The 24515-nt window shown below is 59.6% G+C and carries 14 protein-coding genes and 10 pseudogenes; 5 read left to right on the top strand and 19 right to left on the bottom strand.

Features of this window, described 5'->3' with window-relative positions:
• Together AC24YW_RS36440 and AC24YW_RS36435 are read right to left on the bottom strand one after the other, a co-directional pair.
• Positions 1-217 (bottom strand): annotated as a pseudogene (locus AC24YW_RS36440) (TauD/TfdA family dioxygenase); the annotation flags it as partial.
• 118 nt (positions 218-335) lie between these two features.
• Positions 336-710, bottom strand: coding sequence for a hypothetical protein (locus tag AC24YW_RS36435; protein WP_487487188.1), 375 nt, complete (start codon positions 708-710; stop codon positions 336-338).
• Between the two features lie 156 nt (positions 711-866).
• On the opposite strand from AC24YW_RS36435, the gene AC24YW_RS36430 reads away from it, so the two are divergent.
• Positions 867-2207, top strand: coding sequence for an LLM class flavin-dependent oxidoreductase (locus AC24YW_RS36430; protein WP_487487187.1), 1341 nt, complete (start codon positions 867-869; stop codon positions 2205-2207).
• A gap of 778 nt (positions 2208-2985) precedes the next feature.
• On the opposite strand, the gene AC24YW_RS36425 is transcribed toward AC24YW_RS36430, so the two are convergent.
• From AC24YW_RS36425 to AC24YW_RS36380, 10 genes and pseudogenes are all read right to left on the bottom strand, one after another.
• Positions 2986-4950 (bottom strand): hypothetical protein, encoded by a 1965-nt coding sequence (locus AC24YW_RS36425; protein ID WP_487487186.1) that lies wholly within the window; start codon positions 4948-4950, stop codon positions 2986-2988.
• A 658-nt stretch (positions 4951-5608) separates the two neighbouring features.
• Positions 5609-5760, bottom strand: a pseudogene (locus tag AC24YW_RS36420) (transposase); the annotation flags it as partial.
• Between the two features lie 186 nt (positions 5761-5946).
• The gene (locus AC24YW_RS36415; RefSeq protein WP_487487185.1) at positions 5947-6648 is read right to left on the bottom strand and encodes an acyl-CoA dehydrogenase family protein; all 702 of its coding nucleotides are present in this window, start codon (positions 6646-6648) and stop codon (positions 5947-5949) included.
• A 35-nt stretch (positions 6649-6683) separates the two neighbouring features.
• A pseudogene (locus tag AC24YW_RS36410) lies at positions 6684-6890 on the bottom strand (acyl-CoA dehydrogenase family protein); the annotation flags it as partial.
• A 131-nt stretch (positions 6891-7021) separates the two neighbouring features.
• Positions 7022-7369, bottom strand: a pseudogene (locus AC24YW_RS36405) (acyl-CoA dehydrogenase family protein); the annotation flags it as partial.
• 678 nt (positions 7370-8047) lie between these two features.
• Positions 8048-10060 (bottom strand): carbamoyltransferase family protein, encoded by a 2013-nt coding sequence (locus AC24YW_RS36400; RefSeq protein ID WP_487487184.1) that lies wholly within the window; start codon positions 10058-10060, stop codon positions 8048-8050.
• Positions 10061-10098: 38 nt separating this feature from the next.
• Positions 10099-10906, bottom strand: a pseudogene (locus AC24YW_RS36395) (ABC transporter permease).
• Positions 10899-11271, bottom strand: a pseudogene (locus tag AC24YW_RS36390) (nodulation factor ABC transporter ATP-binding protein NodI); the annotation flags it as partial. The pseudogenes AC24YW_RS36395 and AC24YW_RS36390, both read right to left, overlap by 8 nt.
• A gap of 1461 nt (positions 11272-12732) precedes the next feature.
• Positions 12733-13500 (bottom strand): methyl-accepting chemotaxis protein, encoded by a 768-nt coding sequence (locus AC24YW_RS36385; RefSeq protein WP_487487183.1) that lies wholly within the window; start codon positions 13498-13500, stop codon positions 12733-12735.
• A gap of 297 nt (positions 13501-13797) precedes the next feature.
• Positions 13798-14034 carry a hypothetical protein gene (locus tag AC24YW_RS36380; RefSeq protein ID WP_487487182.1) on the bottom strand — a complete coding sequence of 79 codons (237 nt, stop codon included), beginning with the start codon at positions 14032-14034 and terminating at the stop codon, positions 13798-13800.
• Positions 14035-14125: 91 nt separating this feature from the next.
• Between AC24YW_RS36380 and AC24YW_RS36375 the strand changes: the two are divergent.
• A pseudogene (locus tag AC24YW_RS36375) lies at positions 14126-14498 on the top strand (FCD domain-containing protein); the annotation flags it as partial.
• Between the two features lie 250 nt (positions 14499-14748).
• On the opposite strand, the gene AC24YW_RS36370 reads toward AC24YW_RS36375, so the two are convergent.
• Positions 14749-16200, bottom strand: coding sequence for a Ulp1 family isopeptidase (locus tag AC24YW_RS36370; protein ID WP_487487181.1), 1452 nt, complete (start codon positions 16198-16200; stop codon positions 14749-14751).
• 889 nt (positions 16201-17089) lie between these two features.
• Positions 17090-17802 (bottom strand): annotated as a pseudogene (locus tag AC24YW_RS36365) (IS5 family transposase).
• Positions 17803-17954: 152 nt separating this feature from the next.
• Here AC24YW_RS36365 and AC24YW_RS36360 point away from each other — a divergent pair.
• Positions 17955-19173, top strand: a pseudogene (locus AC24YW_RS36360) (IS701 family transposase).
• A gap of 189 nt (positions 19174-19362) precedes the next feature.
• Here the strand turns inward: AC24YW_RS36360 and AC24YW_RS36355 are convergent.
• Positions 19363-19569 carry a cold-shock protein gene (locus tag AC24YW_RS36355; protein WP_487487180.1) on the bottom strand — a complete coding sequence of 69 codons (207 nt, stop codon included), beginning with the start codon at positions 19567-19569 and terminating at the stop codon, positions 19363-19365.
• A 163-nt stretch (positions 19570-19732) separates the two neighbouring features.
• Between AC24YW_RS36355 and AC24YW_RS36350 the strand changes: the two genes are divergently transcribed.
• Both AC24YW_RS36350 and AC24YW_RS36345 read left to right on the top strand, forming a co-directional pair.
• Complete coding sequence (locus AC24YW_RS36350) at positions 19733-19924, top strand: hypothetical protein (RefSeq protein ID WP_487487179.1); 192 nt, start codon at positions 19733-19735, stop codon at positions 19922-19924.
• A gap of 207 nt (positions 19925-20131) precedes the next feature.
• Entirely contained in the window at positions 20132-20782 is a 651-nt protein-coding gene (locus AC24YW_RS36345) for a class I SAM-dependent methyltransferase (protein WP_487487178.1), read from the top strand.
• Between the two features lie 46 nt (positions 20783-20828).
• Here AC24YW_RS36345 and AC24YW_RS36340 read toward each other — a convergent pair.
• The 4 genes and pseudogenes from AC24YW_RS36340 to AC24YW_RS36325 form a co-directional block, all read right to left on the bottom strand.
• Positions 20829-21214, bottom strand: a pseudogene (locus AC24YW_RS36340) (hypothetical protein).
• 205 nt (positions 21215-21419) lie between these two features.
• Complete coding sequence (locus tag AC24YW_RS36335; RefSeq protein WP_487487177.1) at positions 21420-21554, bottom strand: hypothetical protein; 135 nt, start codon at positions 21552-21554, stop codon at positions 21420-21422.
• A 411-nt stretch (positions 21555-21965) separates the two neighbouring features.
• Positions 21966-22853: a terpene synthase family protein gene (locus tag AC24YW_RS36330; protein ID WP_487487176.1), complete on the bottom strand. Its 888-nt coding sequence runs from the start codon at positions 22851-22853 to the stop codon at positions 21966-21968.
• Positions 22850-24397, bottom strand: a complete 1548-nt coding sequence (locus tag AC24YW_RS36325; RefSeq protein ID WP_487487175.1) for a hypothetical protein — start codon at positions 24395-24397, stop codon at positions 22850-22852. The genes AC24YW_RS36330 and AC24YW_RS36325 overlap by 4 nt, the downstream gene beginning before the upstream one ends.
• Positions 24398-24515: the final 118 nt, after the last annotated feature.

Here is a 24515-nt window from a genome sequence, read left to right as displayed (position 1 = left end):
GGACGGCAAAGCACTCCTGCTCGGCATCGTCGAGATGGCCCTGGTCGCGCAAGAAGATCACTTTGTGCTCGAGCAGCACCTGGTTGATGGCGGAAATGAAATCATCGGAGAGATCGCCGGACAGCTTGACGTTCCGGATCTCGGCACCGAGTCTGGCCGCGCGCTTGACGATGTCGGCGCGCGGAATGACTTTGTCGATGATATTTCGATTGCTCATGATCGTGGTTTCCTGTGATTGTCTGGACAAGGCTCCGCCGTGCGCCGGTCGCGCCGCCGGCTGGGAGTGACGGATTATCTTGGGTTTTGTCGTCGGGGACCGCGTGCCCCTGCGGGTGCTAGACCTTCAGCCGTGCACGGATCGCCGCGGTACAGCTTTCCGCCATCGCGTCGGCAAAGCACGGCGCGCTCCGAGCCGAGTTCAGCCGGGCTGCTTCGCGAACGACGAGTAGATCGGATTGCCGCATGGTGAACGACCTCGCTTGTACCTTGCAGATCGTAAAAGCGATCGCGATCCAGTCAATGAAACGAAACCAGCTTTGTTTTCCGCGGCGCGCAACGATCGCTTCGTCAGTCGCATGGACGCGGAAATATTTGCGATCATGACGGATTATTCGACCGCCTTTCGCGTCCGATAACAGGCCAAATCGCGCCAATCGGCGTACGAAGCAGCCTGAAACACCGCGATCGTTGCTGACATCGAACGCACTCATCTCTGTTCGGCGATGCACCCACCAGCTTCATGCTCGCATTCCCTGCAACAACGCAAATTCATTTCATCGACAGCTTCGCAATGCCCGACATAGAGTCGAGCCACGTCACGATCGTCAGCCGACACCGACAACGATTAAGCATTTGCGAGCCATGCCATGAGCAAACGGCAACTTTCCCTCAACTTCTTCATCTACCCGGACGGCCATCATGAGGCGGCCTGGCGTCACAAGCTCTCGACAACGAAGCGTATTCTCGACGCCACCTACTATCAGGAGCTCGCGCAGCGCGCCGAAGCACACAAGTTCGATGCCGTGTTCTTCGCCGATGGTCCCGTGTTGGCTGACAATGTCCGTTACGCACAGCGCTTCCGGCTTGAACCGATCACGCTGCTCACCGCTATCGCGTCCGCCACCAAACGCATCGGCCTGATAGCGACGGCGTCGACTACATACACGGAGCCGTACAATCTCGCGCGGCTGTTCGCCTCGCTCGATCACATCAGCAGAGGCCGCGCCGGCTGGAACATCGTAACGACGAGCTCGCCCCAGGCGGCGCAGAATTTCGGCCTGCCCGAGCATCCGCCGCATCACGAGCGCTATGAGCGGGCGCGGGAATATCTCGATGTCATCACGAGGCTGTGGGACAGTTGGGAAGACGACGCGCTGGTCAACGATCCCGTATCGGGCGTCTTCGCCGACACCAGCAAGATCCACACCATCGATCACATCGGCAAGCATTTTCGCGTGCGCGGTCCGCTCAACGTTCCGCGGACGCCGCAGGGGCGGCCGGTCTATGTCCAGGCCGGCTCGTCCGAGGACGGGCGCGCCTTTGCCGCGCGCTTTGCCGAAGCCATCTTCACTGCGCACCAGACCCTGGCGAGCGCACAGGAGTTTTATGCCGACATCAAGCGTCAGGTGCGCGCGTTCGACCGCAGCCCCGACCAGATCAAGATTCTGCCCGGCATCTCTCCGTTCATCGCCAGCACGCAAGTTGAGGCGGATCGGCTCCAGGAGGAGTTCAACGCCCTGATCCAGCCGGAGTTCTCGCTGACCCAGCTCCGCCAGATGACTGGTCTCGATCTCACCGGCTTCGATCTTGACGGTCCCTTCCCGCGTCATCTGATCGACACCAATGGCTCCCATGGCGTTGCGAGCCGTTTTAGGCTCGTGGTCGATATCGTCGATCGCGAGAAGCCGACGATCCGTCAGCTCGTGCAGCGCCTCGCCGGCGCGCGTGGCCATTGGGTGATCGCTGGCCCGCCGGAAAAGATCGCCGACAACATCCAGACCTGGTTCGAGAATGGCGCCGCCGACGGCTTCAACGTCATGCCACCATGGCTGCCCGGCGGCTTCGACCTGTTCGCGGAACAGGTCGTGCCCATCCTGCGCCAGCGCGGACTGTTCCGCCATGATTACGCCGGCACCACCCTGCGCGAGCACTACGGTTTGGATCGTCCGGCAAGCTTGTTTACGAGCCCCATCCGCGTCACCGCGTGATCGTCGGCCGCGAGATTTCCCAACTAAACGGCACGTTCTGAAGCGCACTCGCTTCGCAACAAGAGGCCTTGCAGGCTCCCACCGGGCTCTCAATTTATCATCGTATGATGGGAGATAGCCGTGGACGAAACTAGTCTTCGTGACTTTGACGGACCGATGTTGCCGCAGACTTGGCGATCATGGAAAGCCTGGACCGACTATAAAGACTCAGAACCCCAAGCTGATCGAGTATAGCTCGCCCTAGATAGAGACTTGGCTGGGCGCGAGAACTGGGTCGGCAGGAGTTCCGTCACGACTTCCGAGACCGGCTGCGAGCCGTGGTGTCAGCCATCGCTGACCAGATAGCCGATCCGGTAGCTCATGGGGTACCCCCGACGGGCGAGGACGAGCGGCAGTCCGGCGGAACTAATGTCAATCCGCGTGGGACAAGACCGAGCATGGGATCTTCACCTCGTTCTTCATCGGTGCGTCAACGGCAGTCGTTGTGGTCGCCGCAATTCGGGCGATCAAGAAATGATCGACGACGGCGATACCCGCGACCGGGTCATTCGCCTGGAAACGAAGGTCGAACACCTCACTGAGCGTGCTGGAAGCCCAGGGGGAGGTACATTGATAGATTCGGCAGCGGACCCGGCTCGTGAGCCGACTGATCTGCCGGGCCTGCGCTAGATGCCACCTCCAACGGCGCGGGTTCATCATTCGGTAGTCGCCAAAGCTCGTTTGGTGGAGGAGACTGTCCTGAATTTAGAGTCGAGTCCTCTGGATCGACGGGAAGTGGCTACAATATGGATGGATCATCAAGCAATCGCCGAAGCTCCCCTGGAGAGAACTGCTCTAGATTGAAAGTAAGCTCTTCTGGATCGGCGGAGAACGACGGGGCGGCGTGATCGTCCCGTCGGGCGTGAAGCTCGTCCTCCAAATCCTTTTCCAGTCGCTGAAGCTCCTCTGAAGGGACGGACACTGGCGACAGGATGGGTTGATGATCCTGCGCTGCGGCGATGTCGGCGCCGTGTTGGAAGCACAGGGGGAGGTACATTGATAGATTCGGTAGCGGACCCGGCTCGTGAGCCGACTGATCTGCCGGGCCTGAGCTAGGTGCCACCTCCAACGGCGCGGGTTCATCATTCAGTAGTCGCCAAAGCTCTTTTGGTGGAGGAGACTGTCCTGAATTTAAAGTCGAGTCCTCTGGATCGACGGGAAGTGGCGACAATATGGATGGATCATCAAGCAATCGCCGAAGCTCCCCTGGAGAGAACTGCTCTAGATTGAAAGTAAGCTCTTCTGGATCGGCGGAGAACGACGGGGTGGCGTGATCGTCCCGTCGGGCGTGAAGCTCGTCCTCCAAATCCTTCTCCAGTCGCTGAAGCTCCTCTGAAGGGACGAAGACTGGCGACAGGATGGGTTGATGATCCAGTACTCGCCGAAGCTCTTGATCGAACGCGACGTGCTCTTTGACGAAAGCCGACGGGGCGGGTTGATCCTCCTGCACTTCCCGAAGCTCCTCTCGCCGACCGCCCGCTTCCTGCGACGCGCTGTGTTGCGCAGCGGCGTCACCGATGAGCCTCGGTTCCACTAGTACGGCGCTTTGGGAACGAATGGGAGCCACGTCCGGGGGCGCGGGATTGCGCTCGGCGCGGGGGAGCGCGATCGTGCCTGTCGACCGGAAGGTCCGGAGATAGTCTATTGCCATAAGGAGTCCGGCGGGATTACGCGTTCCGATAAACCCGGACACGTCACCACTCAACGACTCACTGTCGAGCTGAGCAACAAGGCCTGGTTTGTTTTTTGCGAGGAGCCAACGGCTAAAGCTACGAAGAAAACTTGCGTAGACTCTTGACGTGCCGACTGACATACCGGCCTCGATGAAGGCCTCTTGGAGCCCCGAGATATCGCGAGCATCCTCGAAATAAAGAGGCCGCATGTCCGGCCCTGTCACAAGCGCGGAGGACGCGCTTAGCTGCGCAGCGGCGATGTCGAGGCGCCTAGTCCCGGCCTTGATGATGGGCTCCTCAAGCCCCAGGACAACGGGAGCATCTTCGGAAGAAAGACGCCGCATGTCCTGTCCTCTCACAATCCCCGTCGACTGAGCCGGCTGCGGCGCCGACGACGCGCTAAGCTGCGCAACGGCATTGTCGAGGCGCCTCGGTTCGATCCGTACCGCGCTTTCGGAATGGATGGGGGCCACGTTCTGGGGGTGAGGATTCCGCTTAGAGCGGCGTGCGATTGGCACGGTGCCCGTCGACCACCAGGTCCGGAGATGGTCAATTGCCTTAAGGAGTAGTTTGTCATTACTCTTTCCGATGTACCCAAGCACATCGCTGCCATCGGTCAGCGACTTACTGTCGACCCGAGCAACAATGCTCGGTTTGTTGTTTGCGAAAACCCAGCGGCTAAAGCCATGAAGGGACCTTGCATAGGCGGAACCTTTGGTCCACCCGGCCTTGATGAGGGCATCCTCAAGCCCCGAAATAGCGGAAGCATCCTCGGCATACAGAGGCCCGCTGTCCTGCCGCCCCACCACAATTCCCATTGACCGAGCCGGCTGCAGCGCCGAGGCGGCTGGCATTGCTCCACCACCTCCACCTGAACTGGCGATCTCGCTCAATTGCTGCTCAATGGCAACGCCTTGCGGATTGTTTAGGGTCCTCGGCCTCTTCGCTACTCTCACCTCAGCTATGTCATGCTCATCGTTGATGAGGACCTCCTCGCCTGGTAACAGGTTGCTCCTGGCAAGTGCACCCATCGGCTCGCCTGGGGACTGCTGGCTGTCGCTAGACACATTGGCGGAGAGGCTACGGCGTGACCCCCTGTCAGGCATCCCGTTATTGGCTTGGCGCGCCTCGTGTAATTGCTGCTCAAAGTCCTCTTGCCCGGTTCGGTCCGGTTGATGCTCTTGCGAGACCTGTATCTGCGGGTCAGCAGTGACATTGCATGAGTCAAAATTCCGCGGGTCCACGCTAACCTCACGCCATGAAATCAATTGAGATCGTACTATATGGATAAGCTTTCGAGAAACTGACGAGGCCGTCGCCACCAAAAACGAGACTGCGTCGCGGCTCTTAATTATCGCGGGGCTTCTTGGGTTTCAGGACCCGCCGTTGTCGCGGCTATCCCCTTCTCCTGGTGGTCAGCCGCGACGGCTCTTTTAGTTTGTACCATCGCTTCATTGCAGCCACTCTTTGCTGCTCCATTCAGGCGAAAAGCTCCCACCTCTTTCGGCGTAACCTTCGCGTAGCTGCCGCTCTCGTGCATCCAGCCGCGTTCGAAGCTTGGATCGGAGGCATTAGTCCGTTGTCCCTTGCATCCGATGGGGTTGCCAACCCAGACGGGTCACGAACTGGGTGCGGCACCGCTGCCAAGGGGCATTGGGCACCCTCGACGCGCCTTAATTGCCCTCATGAGGAGACGGCCAGCTTGACGCCGCGCAGGCCGTGCGGGCAAGCTTGCGCAGAAAAGCGGTCCAGAACGTCTCGGCTTCGGAGGGGCCGATGTCCATGCCGAGCACCTCGCGCCGGCCATATCTGTCGACGCCGACGGCGACGATCACGGCGACCACCAGGTGGAAAGAGGTCCGGCATCCGCTAGTTCTCAGACATACTGCACCAGCTTAAGGTAATCGTCAGTGAGAACAGGTGGCGAATAGAACAAGCCGCGTCTTGAAGGAAGGTGGTCAGAGTCCGACTGGCCCGATTGCGGGCTTCGACAGATTGCCGTGCCGGCGCGCGAGTACGGAGAGTTGCTAGCTCGGAACTGACCAGGTCGGCCGCTGCGTGCGGCGCAATCTGAGATAGAGAAGCAAACCAGCAGACCTGACAGCTTTTGCCAAGCCCAATGTGGTGAGCCAACCCGCATAGATCAGCACGGCACCGTCTGTCTCATCGAGCCCAGAGAGTTCCTCAATGGCAGCAGCATGGACTGAAGCCGCACCAACTGACCGAAACAGATCGGCTATTTCATCACGGGTGGCTTTAGAGAGGAGGCAGCGGCCGAGATGTGATAAGAGCGCCTCGGTCGGACCTTCGAAGATGCGGAGGATGCGAGCGTCTCGATAGATTTTAGCTAAAGGCGTTCCCTCATCATAACCACGGCCACCTAACAGCTGGACGCATTGATCAGCGACAAGACCGCACCATTCCGAGGACGAAACCTTCGTTGCCGACGCAAGGTGGACGTTGGGCGCGCCCTGCGCTGAAACAAGTCGGCAGGATGCGGCCAGCATCGCCTTCACGACTTCCCGCCGCAGCACCATCTGCCCAAATAACAGCTCGATGTAGCTGTTCTCGAGCATGCGCAGTTTACCGAGTCGACGATGGCTTGCATAAGAGGCTGCGACCTGGATAGCGCGCTCAAGCGCTCCAAGACCCATAGCAGCCACACCGATACGGCCGCGGTGCATACTAGATGCCGCCGCGCCCCAGCCGTCTTGATCGCGAGAGAGCACGTAAGCACGCGGCACCTCGACACCTGGAACTCCAGAGTATTCTGAATAATGCCGCGTAGACCCAGTGTGCGATGCTCATGCGTGACCTTTAGGCCTGGAGCCTGCCTGTCAACGAGTACACCAACGAGCCGACCTTTCGCATCAGGACCAGACGCGCGCGCAAAGCAAACGATCCAGCGAGCCCAGTCAGCGAGCCCGATCCAGATCTTGCGGCCAGAGATATGAACTTTATCTTCGCGCATGAGAGCCGAAGCCTCCTCGGGGCAGAGCCAGCTCCAGGCTCCGTCAAAGCGAAAGCGCAGAGATCGCCGCGTGTTGCACCCCAAATGATATTATTTTGTTCGGGGATGTGCGGTGCCGCTTCGATGCAGGGCAAGGCCAGGAAGTTATGGATGACGAGCGTAGAGGCAGCGGAGACATCGAAGGACGCAGTGGCAGAGATGAGGTCGATGGCCTCTTGCAAGGGAAGAGCTAATCCGCCGTGCTCTCCTGGTGTGGTGAGCCCGAACAGCCCATGCCTTGCCAATATGCTGTGTAGGGTCGGAGGGAATGCTCGGCGGTCATCCGCGTCTGCGAAATTCAGCTGACTGAGGTCAGCAATCAAACTGGAGTATAGTGCAGGTGCACGGCCTTTGCGCTCCTGCGCCTCCCCGAATTGGGCGTGAACCTGAGTGTACCATAAGGCCCACAATGATCCCGGCCGCGCTTCGCGCCAATTCATCCCCCGCGGTTAGCTCGGTTACACATTGGTATAGTGTGGATGTCGGCGCATTATGAGCCCGTTGTCCGGGACTTGGATTTATTGGCAAGAGCGGCAAGGACAATTGGCGTTTGTGTCCCGGAACACCCGCAGTTCACTGCCACGATGATCATGCCGCGCAGCTCCAGCGTGCACAGCGATGCTGTGGATTGGGTGTCCCCGTCCGAAGCGCAGCGTTGCTCTTGTCCTTTGCCGGGCCGCGACACTGATCATCAGTTAGTCTCTGACCGATCCCAGCCATCGAGAGCTACCGCGCTGCGGGTTTCGAAATTTACGAAGATGGCAAGCTCGAGGATTTGATAAGAAGTCACCCATGGGAAAACGGGAGATTGCGGCGCTCGGAGCATTATTCCGAGCTCGAGGTGAGCCCGTCCACGTTAAGGAGCACGAGGTCAGATCATAAGCCGCCTCGTCACATGCGGCTACATTGAGGTTGCCGAAGGCAAGCATCGCATCACCCCGGCCGGCGAAGCGGAAGGCCGATGACCCGTGGGACAAGGTAATTGCGTACGCGGTATTGGGTCCCTTCTTGGTCATAGACAATCGCTTGGGAAGGGCCTGCACATCGGCTGGAAATCGCTCATTCGAGCACCTCAATCTCACGGAGAACGTGTTCCATAATACCCGATATGCCGGGCTTTAAACGCGAGCGGCACGGGGCGGATGCAATCGCACGCACCGCTGCTGCCACAACTCGCGCAGCTCCTCCACAAGAGCATTACGGTGAGCAAGATCCGTCTTAGTCGCATCGAGCAGATTCGCGAGCACCGCTTCGGCTTCGACCTTTATCAGCACGTCGAACAGCTCATCCGAGATCCGTAGACTGTCACTGCTGGAGTAGCTTGTGCGGATTTCGGATAACGTCTCATGACGGCCTCGCCCTGTGTAAGCGCGGGCGCGATGGAGCGATACATAGGGCGGCAATGACAGCGCCAGTGACGTCCAACTCTCCAGGGTCGTTGCCCTTCTTTTCACCAGAAACGGCCCGACTACGAGCCCATCCAGCTCTGTCGTAAGGAACGTCGCGATCGCATCTGAAACGGAATCGACGATTGGTTCGGCGTTGTTGTTGAAGGATGTGTTGAGTAGAATTGGAATGCTCGTCCGCTTCTTGAACGCGTTGATAAGCTCCCAATAGGCTGGATTGGTCTTGCGCGACACCGTTTGGAGCCGAGCCGTACCATCAACGTGGGTGATGGCCCCTAGCTGGCTGCGTTTGGAGCCACGCACGCTAACGATGAAGTTCATAAATGGGAATTCGCTCGCATTTCCCGGGAGCTCAAAAAACTCACGGGCATCCTCCTCCAGCACTGATGGAGCGAAAGGTCGATAGCCCTCCCGCTTCTTCACCATCGCATTGATCCGGTCCTTGTTTGCGGAAGGTCGAGGATCGGCCAGAATACTGCGGTTGCCAAGCGCGCGGGGGCCAAACTCGGACCGACCCTGCACCCACCCGATCACAGCGCCGCCTGCCATCCAATCGGCCGCTCTACCTGCCACATCATCACTGCGCTCTAGCTCGATGTGCCCAGACCATGCGTTTAACTCCTGCTCGATAGCCTGCTCGCTTCCGAGATCGGGTCCCCAATAAACCTGCTGCAGGCGCTCCCGCGGCGCAGGCCGGCCTAGCTCCTTTGACATCATTAACGCAGCGCCTAAGGCGCACCCGGCGTCATGCGCTGCCGGTTGGACAAAAATGTCTTCGAACAACCCAGATTTGAGCAACTTGCCGTTCATCGTGCAGTTGTGTGCAACTCCTCCAGCCAGGCACAATCGCGTCATGTCGGTGGTCATGCGATGGTGTCGCAATATGTGGAATACGATCCTCTCTAGCGCCTCCTGCAAGGAAGCACTTACATTTCGATGCTGCTGGGTGAATGGCATACCTTTTCGTCTGACCTCGATGTTGCGCCGCAACGCCGGACCGATGCTGTCGAGGTAGACGCGGTAACCACCGTTATCAGACAGTTCGTAAAACTGTTCGAACAGTTCGCGGAAGGGTGCGGGGTCGCCGTAGGGAGCTAACCCCATTACCTTATACTCATCAAATAAGCTGTAGCCGAGATACCGGATCGTCTCGAGATAGAAAAGTCCTAGAGAATTACTCTCCGGAAACGTCTCAATTTGCGTGATGTCCGTTCCTGAGCCCACGGCCATGAGGCCGGAGAGAAGATCACCACCACCGTCGATCGCAAAAATTAAGCTGTCCTCGAATCCGGACATAGCAAAGGTACTCACGGCGTGCGCCATATGGTGACTTACAAAGAATAGGCGTGAAGCGTCAATTTCTGTACCGAACTCCTGTGCCAGCAAGCTCCGCAGCAACAGCTTGGCATTCAAAGGCAAAGCAAAATCAGGCTCGGACCCAAACAGGTTTTCAAGCATAGCGTTGCAATAGGATTCGGTGGCGTAGAACGCGATCCGATCGATGTCGTTGAGCTGAACACCTGCCTCTGCAAGACAGTACCGAATCGCCCTGCCAGGGAACTTATTTGAGTGCTTGATGCGATTAAGTCGCTCCTCTTCGACTGCGGCTATAACGCGACCGTCCTTCACCAGGACCGCCGCGCCATCGTGTAGAAATGTATTCGAAAGCGCGGGCGTGCTTTCGTAAACCTTGTCCAATCCACCGCTCAAACCCAGACACAGCATGTTTTGCTCCATATTTTCATGATAGGGGCACTGGACGGTCAACGCATAAGCCGCCGACGAAGCAGTGCTATCGGGATGAAGAAAGCGAATACCGCGTACATGCAGAGGGCCGCGAAGTGCAGCGCGCTACCCCCAGCCGGACGACTAAGCATCACCGGCCGAATGAGATCTACCGAATGAGCCAGCGGCAACAAGCCTGCCAATCGCTGAAACGTGATGGGCAGCTGACTAAGCGGGACAATTGCGCCACAGACAAACACCATCGGTATGCTAACGAGCGTCTGGTAGAAAACAAAATAGTCATAGCTTGGCGCAAGTGTGTGTGTGTGTGTGTGCGATATGACGATCATAGCCAGGCTTGCGAACACGACACCAGCAAGAGCAATTGCCGGCATCGAATAGAGAATGCATGACCACGACGTGTATCTTAGGATCGCAGCAACGACCCCAGTTCCCGTCCCACCTAGAAGAGCCTTTGTGGCGGCCCATACCAACTCACCGAGAGCGATGTCCCCGAGAGTGAGACGGGTGTATAGAATCGCTTCGCAGGTCCGCAGACCATGCATGCGGGCATAAGACGCATACATTGTTCCGAAAGTCGCTGAAGTCATGGCGCTTGTCGCCACCATCCCGCCAGCGAGAAATGTGAGGTATGATGTCCCGTCAATACGGCCTACAATGAGCCCAACTCCGAGACCCAGGCCAAAGAGATTGGTCATGGGATCAGCAAGGTTCCCGAGCAGAGATGCACGCGCGGCTTTCCTCCACGCCAAAAAGTTGCGACGCCAGACCGCTGATCCAATCGTACGCATTAGTGGGCATTGCCGCCGCGTACCCTTCACTCATCGTTCAGCCCTCGATTTTGTCCGCTCAGCCGCAAGAAGACATCATAAAGATCAGGCCGGCCGCTCCGAAGGCCCGTGCAGCTGCTTCCGCACTTGCTTCGGATTGGATGCGTAACAGAAGCGCGTCCCTCCGCTTACTTTTACATGCTCTGCCAGAGCTTGATCAGCGCCGACAACTTGTGCGGACTTCCACCATAATCGTCGATTAAACCACGAGGACCGTCGTCGGCGATCTTGCGAATCGCGCTCGAGTACCCAAAGCCGATCGCACAGCCGCTTAGCTTCTTCCATCACGTGCGTAGTCAAGAAAGTCGTTCTACCTCGCACCGAAAGCACTCGAAGGCGTTCCCAAATCATATGGCGTGCACGATCGAGTCTACGTGGTGCATGAGCCGCCCGCACCGGATGTGTAAAGGACGGCTGCATTCTTCTGTACTCCTGGAGCACGGTACACACGCGATCCATTCGGCCGGGCCGCAGCCACAAGCTTTCCTGCTCGCGTTTCGCCGCGAACCTAAGGCAAAGCTCCACTTAAGCTCAATTGAGCAGGGGTAGGCGCTCGATATAGAAACGGCTTAAAAACCTATACGAAGGTTTGCTGTTGGTTAGCGTCGACGCGCGATGGTGCAGGTTGACCTGCCACTGCCCTTTCATCCGGCGGCAGCTAGAGCCTTTGCTGATTTTGCAGCGAGACCGAACTTTGGACCACCCAGAACTAGAGTTTTGCGCCGCTGTCACGTTGGCGGGCTGGGCGCGCCGACGTGGGTTTGCAGCAAAATCGGCGGTTTGTTGCCGATCGTCCACATCGTGCGGGTGTTCGTACGACCGGAGGTCAGCGATTATCGCGTCTACATCGGATTCTGGTTTTCCTTAAAGAACGGCTGCCGGCAGGCTCTGGCGTGTTCCCGGTGACAGCGCGATTCCGACCGAGGCACCGATAGCGACTTGATTGCCCTCAATCTCGTAAGGCGCACTCAACGTCTTGATCAGGATCTGTCTGTAGAATTCGGCGACAAACGTGCCGAGGGAAGAGAAGCGGACCGGAATTGCCGAAGTCAAATTTGAATTTGTCGTAGACACTCTCCCGGTACCCATTCTCCCGCGAACAGCCTTTCGTGGAGATGGTGATACTGAACGACACAAGGGAAGGCGCGAGTGGCTTTCTGTACTCGACACAGGTGTCGGGATAGAAGATCGGCGGGACGGCCGTGCGCGGATGCGCGGGCAAGGCCCGTCGACCGACCACTGTATGACGTTGAAAACCACCTCCGCGTCCTCGCGGCGAGCGGCCCTGAACGAAACATCGGCGAACGTCAGAGAAATGGACTCCAGATGCTTCTGACTATTTCGGGTTGCGAGTTTGCCGGAGTTTTGATTAACCGTGGTCGGCGGATTGCGGCACTCCCCAGCAAACTCTTCTGACGGTGAAAGCGCACCAGGGCATCTCCCTCTTTCCTTCGGCGCTTAGCGGATTTTTTGCTCGGGACTATGCAGGTTTCATGCAGATTTCGGCAAACATGCGCCACGATTCCCGGCAGATCTTAAAGCATCGCAAATTTCAGATACAACACTGACACTTGAACCGCAAATCCGCAGCATCGCTAGAGCATCAACCTCTGTACTGCCCAATGGATACGCGCTTACGCGGCAATAGATCTTCGTAACAGCATTGGTCGGTCCTACCTTTCGAACCAGCTGCTGACCCCCGCCTACGAAGCGCCGCATGTTGAGCTCCGAGGTCATCGGTCCAGCGGCCCGAGCAACGTTGAGTGCAGACGTTCATGGCGCATTAGTTTCCTCACCTGCGCTTATACCGACCGCGCAGTACTACGCCCTTATGTTAGTCAAGAAGTCACCGACCTGCCCCTGTAACGAAGCGATATCTTTGCTGAAATGCCTTACCTTCCCAACGGCTTGGTCTGCCGATGATCCAGAGTCGCGCGAGGCGGCATTCAACTGGTCAATATCCCTGGAAGCTTCGCGCATTTCAACACTGATGCCGGTGATGCTTCTTGATATGTCGTTCGTCACAATCGATTGCTCTTCTATCGCTGCCGAGATGTTGCTCGATATCTCTTGCACCTTGTCGATGATGTCGGCGATGTCACCCATCGCTGCAATCGCCAGCTCCGTCCTTTGTTTGATGGCGAGAATCTGAGTATCAACTTCGCTTGTCGCCTTGGCGGCCTGCGCAGCAAGATTTTTCACTTCTCCCGCCACCACTGCAAAGCCTCGCCCCGCTTCGCCAGCCCGTGCTGCCTCGATGGTTGCATTGAGCGCCAGCAAATTGGTTTGCGAGGCTATACCCTCGATCATCTGGACGACGCTGCTGATCTTTGTCACCGAAGCAACGAGCTCACTTAATGTTGCTTCAGCGTGTGCGGTCTTGCCGCGCGCGCTTTGCGAAATATTCGCTGCGGTCAACACTCGTCGGCTGATCTCAGAAATCGAGGCCGATAATTCCTGAGCGGCCGAGGACACGGCCGTCGAGTTTTCCTCGGTCTTTTTCACCATTGTCGTCATGGCTTCAGTGCGAAGACAGACATCTCCCGTCGAAGCAGTAGTTTCCGATGCGACCGCTTGCATGTCCTGCATCGAGCTCGCCACAACGTCCACGACCCACGACACATCGCTGTCAAACCTCTTCGCAAGACTCAGCCTCTTTTCCCGCATGCGAACCAGGTCGGTTATGTCCTGCCAAACACACCAGTTTTCCATGGCGCGCGACACTTGGGCCCGGCGACCAGTCGTGAGCCCGTATTTCCATCCTATCGGGGAACAGCCGCCCTCCAAGTCTCTGATTGGTTTTCGGGCAACTCGCTCCTGCGATTACCCCATGTGGACGCCGCCTCGGCGCATCGATGCGCCAAAGTGAAGGGTGTTGAACAGCCATCATGAGCGAGGAAGCGTCCGATTGAGGTAGTAGAATTGTGCCGCGTTGTAGTTGTGGTCAAATAAACCAGCGCGGAAGTCGTCCGCTCCGACGCATTCGCTGTCTTTCCAGCATTTGAAGTGGAAGCGCTCGAACGTCGTGAGCTCAGTCTTCAGCGTCTCTGTTGCCTGGTATTCGTGGTAGTCCTCCCACGTGTCGATGAACGGCCTGGGCTTCGGGCATTGCTTGTCCGTCACGTTATCTTTCCGCACTATTGCGCCGCGAGGTGAGGTGCCGTTTGATGGTCCGCGGATCGACGGCCGTTGGCATCGGAGTATTGCTGAAATTCGTCGGGGCCTCCTCGTTGCCTGGATAACACCGGAGCGCATCCTGAACATGTTCGAGACCAGCGCTGAGGTCGAGGCCAAGGGTGTGATGCTCGCGACCTACCGCATGACGCCGCTCAAACCTTGCCATCTGATCGGGCCTCACGAAGCTTCGCTGAAGATAGTCGAGGCGAACGATGTCGATGCTCATGACACATTCAACCGGCAATTCCACGAATTTATCTACCACGCGACGCACAACTCGTTCATGGCAGAGCAAGCGCAAGATGTGCGCGCGTGGATTAGCGTCTTGTCGCACGCAATTGCGGCAAGGCGATTGCATTCGACGCTCTCGTGATGAGCACGAGATCATCACGCAGCGGCTACGGAAGGGACAGCGTCGATTGCCTTGCTGCAGGAGTGCAGGCGCGGGGGGGTGATCTCTTGCTCGCTCAGCGCGTGTACGGGTCGCGTTTATCTCACGCGGAAAAGCGCGGCGCATCCCAAAGGCTCTGAGGCTTGCTATGGGAGACCACAGATAAATTTCCTTTCGTTCACGCTTTGACGCTCCAGCGCCCCAATGAAATCCATGCGTTGGCCTTCGGCTGCGATATCGTCAAGTCAGAGTTTCCCGCAGAGATCCAATCAGCCCCTTAGTCGGTTTTGCAATGCCTCCCGGTCCGGTATCAGGTTGTTAAGGTTCAGCAGCTCTGGTCGCTGTCCTTGCATCAATTGCCCAACAAGATCTCGTGTGCCGTCCACCACGTAAACGCCGCAATCATAGCCGTTCCGCTGCTGGGCTATGCGGGCTCGCACCAGAGTGGCTCCCAGCCGTGTTGCGAGCTGCGCTGCAGGTTCATCGTTGTGTCCCAGGGCAGAGTCGTAGTGATAGGCGACCGGCTGACTTTCCCGGTTGCTGCGATCCACCAGCAGCAGTGACCAATGACTGCCACGGCGATCAGGACCCTTACCGGCATCGCTCACCGGCAGGAACAGGAAGTCGGCTGTATCCTCCCCATTCCTAAAGACGATGCGCTGGAATGCGCGCATCATGTCCAGCGGCTGCGCGGCCAAACGAAGCTGCTGGACTACAAGGGGATCCACGAACCGCGTCCGCGCCGCGAGATTCGGATCGATCGCGACCAACTCCTCCGCTAAGAGCTCATAATCCCTGTGGATGTGCTCGTCGCCTAGCCAGGCTCTTGCGCCGAGCACGCGCCCGCTGCGGTCTTGGGACGAGGCATCATCACGCAGCTCCTGCGGAGTGGCGGATAATTCAACCGGATAGCCAACACCGCGGAAGAAGTCTGACGACGGATTGCCTGCAGGCGAGGCGGCCGATCCGGCAAGTGCCCACCATCCAGCTTGGGCCGGATCGCCCCAAAGCTGCTCCTGATCATAACTGATAGGTTGCGACCCGGCAGGCTGATTCGACCGTGACGACGCCCCAGACCAGGGCAGGTTCCACCCGACAGGTCCTCGCCCTCCAGCTTCGTCTACATCGCCCCAAAGCCGCTCCTGATCGAAACTGACAGGTTGCGACCCGGCAGGCTGATTCGACTGTGACGACGCCCCGGACCTAGGCCGGGTCCACCCGACAGGTCCTCGCCCTCCAGCTTCGTCCACATTGCTCCAAAGCCGCTCCTGATCATAACCGCCAGCTTTCGAGCCGGTAGGCCCAATCCCCCAATCAGCCTGCTCGGTGGAGGCTACACCCATTGCTCTATTTGTCTCAAGGAGCTCTAGTTGCTTCCGAAGCGTCGGCAGACTCAGTGGGGTGCTATTACGTCCTACCCTTTTCCTGAACTCCTTATGATCTGCAGTCAACGACCGTTGCTGCGCATCACTGCCGTTGATCCGGCTCATTATGCTCCCCCTGTTCTCGCTGCGGAGCCAACCACTAAACGTACGCTGGGCCCTGGCGAGGTCGAGGACAATTTCTTTTTTTTGGCCTCCAATGCGCTCGGCGTCATTGACCAGGCTTGCGATGATGCGATCGTCATCGGAATAAGCCACCGCGAACCGCTCGACTTGCTGCGCACCTTGGGGATGCAGTTCTCCGCCGGCAGAAGGACGACTACGCTTCACCAAATCCATGTGATGCTCTGAAGAGACCACGTCGGATGCCGAGACGCCGGACGACTTTTCGCTACGACTCCTCCCAAACGCTTTGCCGAGCCCTGACCTAATACGCGAAAGCAGTCCACGGCTTTTGCTATCCTTCGTCTTCGCTAGAGGACGCACTTCCGATGGCGCGGTATAACGTGAGCTGCTGAACGGCCTTTCACGCAAGTCAGACTGCGATGCCCTAGCAGCTGAGCCACCAATGTGAGCACGAGGCAGGTCAACGCTGTGCCGCCCGCTGCTAAGCCAGTCTTCCCGAAGGTTGGACCGCGGCGGCATCCGCATCGAACCGCCGATATCGGTACGCCGAATCCCACGATGCGTCTGCGTCGGCCGAGTTTCGGGCGAGCCATCCTCTTTGGCGTCAGCATCAGGCGAACCAGCCTCAGCCCCACTCTCACCAGAGGAACTGAGTTGCAGTTCGCTCAACCGCTGCTCAAAGCCAGCTTGGTCCGCATGCATGTGGCCCGACTCTTGCCGCGTCCGCTGCTGCTCTTGCAAGGCAGCGTACTGATGCATCCAAGCGTCCGTATTGAACCAGCCGTTGTAGTTAGGCTCCATACCACTTCTCCTCATTGAGATAAATGCTCATAGCTGCTTCGGAGCTAAGCTCGACCGAACGCGCAACAGAACGACAGACATGCCCTCTCCCGGAGTTCGCGCATTTACTCACCTCCTCCTGAAAGCGGCTTGCGGCAGATCAGGATTGCACTTGGTCTGCGCCGACGCGAGACGTCCGGCCTTCACAAACAACCCATTCCGCTCCGGCTTCAATTTGGCATTTGGTCGCAACCTTCGGTATGAGATTACAACCTCACGCTGCGTGAGGTTCAAGCCCTGAAGACGAGCTAGGGGTCCAGTCTCAATTGATCCAATAGGCGACGACGGCGGCGAGGTGGTGACGGCAGCCAAGAAGTTTCTGGCGAGTTTGTCGTAGCGAGTTGCGACACGCCTGAAATCTTTAAGCCGGCAGAAGCAGCGCTCGATAACGTTGCGTCCCTTATAGGCACGTTTGCTGAAGCTGTGGAGGACCCTGTTGGATTTGTTTGGAATGACGGGCTTCGCGCCGCGATTGAGGATTTCGGCTCGAAAGCCGTCGCCGTCGTAGGTTTAGTCGCCAATGAGGGTAGACATGGGCGGCGCGAGTTCCAAAAGGGCCGGCGCTGCGGCAATATCTGCGTCTTGACCCGGAGTGAGATGAAATGCGCAAGGTCTGCAATCGGGGTCGCTCAGCGCGTGGATTTTCGTGGTCCGCCTGCCGCGCGAGCCGCCGATCGCCTGTTCATGCTCCCCCCTTTTCCGCCGCTCGCCGAGCGATGCGCCTTGATCGATGTGGAGTCGATCGACAAAGTCACCTCGTCCTTGCCGCCGCGCGCGAGCGCTTCAAAGATCGCCTGCCAATGTCCGCGCTTGGACCAGCGATTGAAACGATTGTAGATCGTCGTGTAAGGACCATAGTCGGGCGGGCAATCGCGCCAGCGCGCGCCGCACTGAAGCATGTGAATGATACCGCTGATGAGGCGTCGATCGTCTTCGCGCCGGCCCGGTCTGGTTCGTTGGCAGATGCGGCTTCATCCGAGCCCGCTGCCTGTCATTGCAGACAGAACAGCCCTCTCCGCATCGAAGTCCCGCCGGCCGAATCAACTCGGGGCGAGGGGAAGATAATTAGTTACAGACCCTAGCATTACAGTTGCTATTTGCGGTGAGCTCTGAATCCATGGGTGACCATGATTCGGGATCTGATGATTGGTGACGCGTCGGTTGAAGATACGCTGACGCTGTGGGCTTCCTCGTTGCGAGAGGCCAAGCAACGCATCGATCCGCTGTTTACGCAGGAGCGGGTCGCGGCCTCGGCGGGGCAGTTTCTCGACGGACTGTTCGGCAACGAACAGCGCAAGATGGGTTGGATGCGGGCGGAAGCGGCCGGCGATACAGGCCCGTGGCGCCAGCAGGCGATCCTGGGCCGAGGGCAGTGGCATGCCAACGCGTTACGCGACATTGTGCGTGAGTACGCGCTGGAAACGCTCGGCGATGAGGACGCCGTTCTGGTCATCGATGAGACCGGCTTCTTGAAACAGGGCAAGGCCTCGTGCGGGGTCGCACGCCAGTACACTGGCTCGGCGGGCAAGATCACCAACTGCCAGATCGGAGTGTTCGCCTCCTATGTGTCGCGGCATGGCCATGCCTTCATCGATCGCGCGCTCTATCTGCCAAAGGAATGGACGGAGGAACCCGCTCGCCTCAAAGCCGCGCATGTACCAAGCGATGTGGACTTTGCGACGAAGCCCAGATCGCGCGTCGCGTAATTGCTCGCGCGATCGCCGCCAAGGTGCCGTTCTCCTTCGTGGCGGCGGACAGCGTGTACGGCACCGGAGAGATCGAAACCCTGCTGCGCAAGGCGGGCAAAGGCTATGTTCTGGGCGTTGCGTCCAAGCACGTGTTCCGTTCCTGGGGCAAGCAGCAGCCTGTCGCCGGCACCGCCGCCGCGATCGCGCAGAGCCTTCCCAAGAAGGCCTGGCGCCGCCTGTCGTCCGGCGCAGGGACCAAAGGTCCGCGCTGGCACGACCGGGCCTATCTCGCGTTGGCCGATCTCGATGTCAGTCAATACAACGTTGAGTTTGCCGGGGAATGGACGCGGGGTCTCTGATCCGCCGCAACATCGCCGACAGCAGCGTGGCTTTTTTCTCCACATGGTGCCCCAAGGGCACGTCCATGCAGAAGCTGGTATCGGTGGAAGGCCATCGCTGGGCCATCGAGGACAGTTTCGAAACCGCCAAGAACGAGCTCGGCCTTGATCACAACGAAACCCGCTCCTGGCATGGCTGGCATCGCCATGTCTCACTCGTCATGCTTGCCTTCGCCATGATGGCCGTTATCCGTCATCGAGCCAATGCTGAGCCAGCACTCAAAAGAACGCGACGTCGGCGCACCAAACATCGTTCCTGATCCGCTGGTCGATCCAGGAAATCCGTCGTATCGCTATCAAGCTCGCTCAACGGCGCATCTCGATCGCCCGAGTTCTCGCATGGTCGCTCTGGCGCCGAGCCCACCAGGCCGAAGCTCGCCGCGCCCACCGCAGACGAAAACTGCGACTGTAATGCTAGCTCGAAGAATGCCAGCACGTCGAGCTCCGCCTCATCCTAGGCGGAGATTTTCTGCGGCTTGTTTGCCGCTCCGGTTCGTCACCACCTCGTAGCTGACCTTCGCGCCTTCAACGAGCGAGGTATAGCCGGCCTTCTCTACCGCCGAAATGTGCACGAAAACATCTTTGCCACCATCTTCCGGCGCAATGAATCCATAGCCTTTCGTCGGGTTGAACCACTTAACAGTACCTAACGCCACGTCATTTTGCTCCAAAAAGAAAAAACACCTTCTCATCTAAATCAATCAACGACCCTGCGGCAAGTCTCTGCGCGAAGTGGCAAGGAATCCATTATCTCGCCTGGTCGTGGGTCTTGGACAGAAAGACAATGCCCGGCGTTATCGTCGTGCGAGTACAAGCACCTTGAAATGGGCCGACATTCAAGAACGACGACGCGAAGGTCACATTTTCTTCGAAAACCGCGTGCTAACTGTCGCCTGGTTGCCGCGGCCGGATGTACGCCGTGGCATCACGGGAGCCCCGGCCTTCATGCTGGGGTTTTTCGTGTTCGGCGCGAGAAGCCCGCCGATTCAAGATGCCTTTGGTGCAGCTTGATTCGAGTAGGCTCATGACGCGTCGTAGCCCACTGCGACAATTCTGCTTGGATCTGCTGGAACCGTCCGAGGCAGAGCGAAAAGCCGAGTAGCAAGCAGACATGCGCAGAATATTTACGACGATCCCGATTTCTTCGCTGGCTACAGCCAGTTGCTCTGGCAGGTGCATGGACTGGACGGCGCTCCTGAATGGCCCGCGATCCGGGCCATGCTGCCCGATCTGGGCGGGAAACGTGTCGTCGATCTGGGATGTGGCTTCGGCTGGGCCTCGCGCTGGATGCGCGAGCAGGGTGCGGCCTCGGTTCTTGGTCTCGATCTGTCGCAGAACATGATCGGGCGTGCCAGGGCGCACACGGCGGACACCGCCATCGAGTATCGCATCGCCGATCTCGACACACTGGACCTACGTGAGATGGCTTTCGACCTCGCCTACAGCGCACTGACCTTTCACTATGTTCAGGATTTTGACCGCCTCGTACATGTGATCCGCAAGGCGCTGGTTCCTGATGGGCATTTCGTCTTTCCGATTGAGCATCCGATCTTCATGGCAGCGGCACATCCGCACTGGATTTCCGATGAGGAGGGCCGCAAAACCTGGCCGGTCAATCGATATTCCGTCGAGGGTGAACGTCGGACGGACTGGTTCGCCAAGGACGTTCTGAAATACCATAGGACGCTTGGCACTACCCTGAACACGCTGATTAGCGCGGGCTTTCAAATTTGGCGGGTCGAGGAGTTTGCCCCGACACGCGAGCAGATTCAGCAGATGCCGCAGTTGGCCGAAGAACTGGAGCGTCCCATGATGCTGATTGTGTCTGCGTCCACAGCGATCGCCGATAAAGCTTCGAAGCGGTCGTGATGTCCGGCCTGACTAGGTTCCTGCCGGGCCCGCCCCAGTGCTGACGTCAGCCCCGCGCCACGCGTTGTCTTGCTGGTTCGTCTACGGCCATCCCGGTGAAGCGAACCAAGGCCGTGATGCTAGCGGCAACAGCCCCGACGACCGCGAAACCCGTCTGCCACGCGGGTGAAGATATCCCCATCTGGGCGATTCCGTGCGTAGCGCTGTAACCGGCGACTGTAGCAGGCGCGACATAGATGAGGTGATCAAGAGTCGAAGCCAAGTCCATTGTACGAAGGCGAGCGCGAGTTGAGCAATGCCAATGGTTGCACCGCCCGCCATGAGCCCTGCTACTGTGCCGCCAAGCGCGCCGGCGCCGGTGTGGAAGGCCCAAATGCCGATCGTCAGGCCAACGAAGAAGGGCAGCGCGAAAACAGCGAGCGTGAACAGCAGCTAGCAGAAAAAGCCGATGCCAACGAGGACAAGCAGTGGTCCAAAGATGATCATGGCGGTGGTCTCCGTGAGATAAAGGTCTGACGGTCGCGCCTTCCACCACCACCACGGCGCAACCGACAGCATAGCGACAAACGGTGGCGACGGGGAGCGGAAATCCTAACGGACCTCCGTTCACCGGCCAGCGATCTGCAGCGCCCCTTCGTCATTGGAAAGGATCGAACTCGCAAATCACGGCGGCCGGATCGCCGTCGTATTCGGCCGCCGGCATGACGCCGTATCCGCCCATGCCGGTGCGGAAGATAAGGACGCAGACCATGAGGGTGGTGGCGAGGTCCATGCGTTGGCGCAGGCAAGGGTTTGAGACATCGGTCCGGCTCCTGTTCTGAGGCGGGGACCATCCCAGCGGCCTGAATGCGGCAGGCGTTGCGCTGCTGACGTTGACTTCGGACGAATATATCGAAGATCTATCGTCAACGCGTATTGCGCGCATCCAACCGCAGCGCGCACAAGAACGTAAGCGGAGTTCTGCTGCTGCCGAAGCTGCATCTCTGGGATTTCGCGATGAGCGATGGCAGCCCCTTTCATCGGCAATCCACAGACCAACTATCCGCTTCCCGAGGACTCTCTGCTACTGCGTATTACACCGTGGACAAGGAGGGCATCCGTCGCATCGGGCGACGGTGTTGCGTCGGTCGGACCGACGGCAGCGCGCGCGCCGCCGCCTCCCGCGCGTTCAGGCCGGCGCACGTTAGCCTCCTCCCGCAGCGTCGGTGCGGTAGCGGCTGGTCGAGGTCTGGTAGTACTGCGCGCGGATGGCCGCCATGGCCTCGATCAACGGTCCCCAGGGTGCGGGAAAGCGTTCTTTCGCTATCACCCGATCCAGCATGCGCGTATGGCCGGCCAGCTCGTCGTTGAGGAACTCCACCACGGGCATAGCCGGATAGCGCTGCAGCAGCAGGATCGCCGCGTTGTCGGCCTCGCCGGCCGAGCTGTCCATGTCGCGTCCATGCAGATCGTTCTGCAGGCGCCCTATCGCGGAGATGAGCTGCAGGACCTGGCGAAACGCCGGACGCGCGCGCAAGGTCGCCATGTCCAGTCCCCACAGCAACGACAGGCAACAGAACACGTTCGCGTAGGCGATCGAATCGATGCCGTTGTGCAGGTACTCGGCGTAGGACCAGCGTTCCGCCCCCACCGCCTGCGCGTGTCCGGCGCGCAGCGCCGCGCAGTAGCACCGGGTATCGTCGAGAAGCTGAGCATAGTCGCGACGATCGTAGGCGAGCGATGCCAGCGAAGCGCGCAGCACAGCGCAGCCCTCGAATCCGGGGAGCGCGCACGGCACGCCCTGCCCCAGTGCCTGCTCCACCGCGGCGAGCTGCTCCGGCGCGATCAGGCCAAGGTCGTTGCAATCGTCGAGCCAGAACAGCAGCGCCAGTTCGCGATAGAACGCCACGGTCAGCGTTTCATCCTGCGGATCGCGGCCGGTGCGGGCGCTGATGTCCTGCAGGCTCGGGTGGATGCGCTGCAGGATGTACTGGCCGCCCCTGACCGCTTCCACGGCGTGCTCATCGGCGAACCCGGTCAGGGAACGCCCCCACTCCAGCACCTGCTGCAGCGCGCGTTCGGTCTGAATCACGGCGCCGCTCCTGATCCCTCGGCCAGGACGCGCCGCCCCCAACCAAGCGCTAGCCACAACCCGGCGAGTTCGGCCACGCGCACGACCCGGGTGGGGCAATACAGTTCCTTGCCGATCCACAGCGGAGTCTGCGGCAATGCATGCGCCGCATGGCAGGCGAGCATCCAGTCCAGCGCACGCGCCACCGCCTGCGAAATGCGCCGCCGCCCTGTCGGCTCTTCGCTCCCGTCCAGCACGTGCAACGCGAACAGCGCATAGGCAGTTTCCTCGAATGTGGACGCGCGACCGGCGCCCCAACCGCCGTCGTCGCGCTGCGCCTCCAGCAGCGCCGCCAGCGCGCGCTCGTCGCGCCACCGAGGCTTGCCTTGCGCCAGCGCTGCGACCGCATGCGCGGTGGGATACAGCCACGAAACGTGCCATTTTTCGTTGTCCCAGAGACCGTGCGGGTTGCGATTGGCCTCGACGTAGGCGCTGGTGCCGGCGGCGGGCTTTCCCAACAGTCGCAACGCATGCAGGGCATGGATGTTGGTCGACACCGAGGCATTGCGCTCGCCGGGGAAGGTGACGAACAGCTCGCCGATTTCGAAATGGCGCAACGCATCGACCTCCCGGTCGCGGCCTGCAAGGCGCAGGACGCACAACGCAACGGCGGTGTCGTCCGCATCGGCCGCGAAGTGCACGGCCGGGCCCAGACCGCGCACGCCCAGGCGGGCGTCGAGCTGCGCGACGATCACGCGCACCGCCCCGGCGAGCGCGGGATGCGCGAACAGACCGGCCAGATGCAAGGTGTACAGCGACCAGCATGGCTCGAACACATTGATCGGCCAGACGTTGGGAACGACACCTTCGATGCCGCTGCGCGTCGCTCGCGATGCCGCCTGCAGATACGCGTCGGCGCGCCCGACCTGCTGCGTGCTCCCCTGTGTCACGGCGTGCGCACGCCACGCGGCGGTGGCTGCCGGACTGATGCCGATGCTGCCGTCATCATCAGGCCATGCGGTGGTCGGCGACGTCCCCCAGGCTTCCCAGGAGTGCAGCAACGGATGGCCGCTCGGCAACGTCGCCGCGGCTCCCAACTTGACCCGCGCTTGCCGCAACGGCAACAGCGCCGGGTGGCGCGGAAACGCCTCGCCGCCCGGCAAGGATGCGGCCTCGTCGCAAAACCGCGGCAGGATCAGCTCCGCGCCGATCGGCGCGTCGTCCGGCACCGCATGCGCATAGGGATCGGGCTGGCGCTGGAGGAACCGCGTTGCAGCCTGGACAGCGTCGGCAGCGCCGGGAAGAGAGTCGACGCGCTGCAATGCCAGCAACGCCGCCCATGTCGGCGCATGACGGAACAGCGGGAAGTCTGCGCTTCCCCATCCGCCATCGGCCTGTTGCTGCGCGATGAGCCACGCGTATGCGTCCTGCCGACCAGTGACGTTGCCGTGGAACTGCAGAGTTCGCGCCGTGTCGTAGACGGATGGACCGACGCTGCCGCCATCGCGCATGTCGCTCAGCAGGTGGCGCAATTCGGAAAGGATCTGTTCAGACAGCGCGTTCACGCGGGATGTTCCTTCTGCAGACGGTTGACGGGAACCAGGATCGGGCAGACGCCGCGCACGTCGCCGCAGGCCCGTTGCGGCCGTGCTGGGCAACCGCTGCGATCGGCGCCGCGGACTC

This window comes from Bradyrhizobium sp. USDA3516 (assembly GCF_057651995.1).
Note: the sequence above shows the minus strand (reverse complement) of the source record. Positions and strands in the feature narration are given on the sequence as shown.

Excerpts from the sequence above, each read along its gene's own strand:
- AC24YW_RS36435 (WP_487487188.1), bottom strand. The coding sequence starts at position 710 with ATGAGTGCGTTCGATGTCAGCAACGATCGCGGTGTTTCAGGCTGCTTC.
- AC24YW_RS36430 (WP_487487187.1), top strand. The coding sequence starts at position 867 with ATGAGCAAACGGCAACTTTCCCTCAACTTCTTCATCTACCCGGACGGC.
- AC24YW_RS36425 (WP_487487186.1), bottom strand. The coding sequence starts at position 4,950 with ATGGGTGCACTTGCCAGGAGCAACCTGTTACCAGGCGAGGAGGTCCTC.
- AC24YW_RS36400 (WP_487487184.1), bottom strand. The coding sequence starts at position 10,060 with ATGCTGTGTCTGGGTTTGAGCGGTGGATTGGACAAGGTTTACGAAAGC.
- AC24YW_RS36385 (WP_487487183.1), bottom strand. The coding sequence starts at position 13,500 with ATGCAGGACATGCAAGCGGTCGCATCGGAAACTACTGCTTCGACGGGA.
- AC24YW_RS36370 (WP_487487181.1), bottom strand. The coding sequence starts at position 16,200 with ATGGATTTGGTGAAGCGTAGTCGTCCTTCTGCCGGCGGAGAACTGCAT.
- AC24YW_RS36345 (WP_487487178.1), top strand. The coding sequence starts at position 20,132 with ATGCTGCCCGATCTGGGCGGGAAACGTGTCGTCGATCTGGGATGTGGC.
- AC24YW_RS36335 (WP_487487177.1), bottom strand. The coding sequence starts at position 21,554 with ATGGACCTCGCCACCACCCTCATGGTCTGCGTCCTTATCTTCCGCACC.